The sequence below is a fragment of the Ornithinimicrobium cavernae genome (genome assembly GCF_003121625.1).
GTDB lineage: Bacteria > Actinomycetota > Actinomycetes > Actinomycetales > Dermatophilaceae > Ornithinicoccus > Ornithinicoccus cavernae.
Map to the genome: position 1 here is coordinate 1 of NZ_QDDJ01000035.1, position 1,101 is coordinate 1,101.

1 protein-coding gene is annotated in these 1,101 nt (G+C 68.3%); it reads left to right on the top strand.

Annotation, left to right across the window (positions count from 1 at the left end; all coding sequences use genetic code 11):
• Nucleotides 1-85 precede the first annotated feature (85 nt).
• The coding region (locus DA085_RS20595) for a tyrosine-type recombinase/integrase (RefSeq protein WP_109474871.1) at nt 86-1,101 on the top strand (1,016 nt) is incomplete at its 3' end.

Here is a 1,101-nt window from a genome sequence, read left to right on the forward strand (position 1 = left end):
CGACTCTGCTTGTTATGCACGTGATCCGGGAGGACATTCGTATCAGCCGTTGGGGCTGCTTGTCTGCGCTGTCGGAGGTGCTGTGATGTCTGTTCTCCTGCCGTGTCTGATCCGGTCGTCGGGCCCTGGTGGGGAGGTGGTGGTGCGGCTCGGGGTGCCCCTGGTTGATGACTACCTTGAGTTCCTGTCCGGTCGGTGCCGGCCGAACACGGTACTGGCCGCGGCGTATGACTTGAGGGTCTTTTACAGCGTCGTGGGAAAGGCGCCCGATCAGGTGTGCCCAGCTGACGTGCTGGGTTTCATCACGGCCCAGCGGACTGGTGGCCGCGGTGCTGGGCTGGTCGCCGTGGTAGGCGCGGGCAGCGAACCCGCAGGAGTCACCTCGAGCACGGTCGCCCGCCGGCTGTCGACGATCTCGGGGTTCTTCGCCTACTTGCAGGTGCGTGGCGACATCGCTGCTAACCCGGTACCGCGTGGCCTGCCCACCCGTCGTGAACGGCAGCGACCGGGCCAGGGCGTGCCGTTGACCCGCCGGGTGCGGCGGCTGCCGCGGATCTTGACACCGCCGGAGGTCGACGCACTGACCGCGGCCCTGCGCACCCACCGGGATCGGGCGATGGTCGCGGCGATGGTGCTCGGCGGGCTGCGCCGCTGCGAGGTCCTGGGACTTCGCTTGGAAGACCTGCGAGTCGGTGAGCGGCGGGTGTTCATCGCCGAGGGAAAGGGCGGGCGGCAACGGATTGTGCCGGTCTCGTCTCGGTTCATCACCGCCGTGGCGACCTATCTGGAGCTCGAGCGACCAGCTGAGTGTGACACCGACCGGTTGTTCGTCGTCCTCAAGGGCCCAACCCGGGGACAGCCGTTGTCCGTGCGGGGCATCGATGAGGTGCTAGCTGGTGCCAGGCGGCGCGCAGGTCTGGAGCACGCGACCTGTCACGAGCTGCGCCACACCTGCCTGACCCGGCTGCGGGAGGCTGGGATGGCCCTGGAAGCAGTGCAGGCCCAGGCCGGGCACGCCTCGATCGAGTCGACCCGGATCTACCTGCACCTGGCCGATGACTGGCTCGCCGCGCAGTACCGCAAGGCCGCCGAGGTCATCGA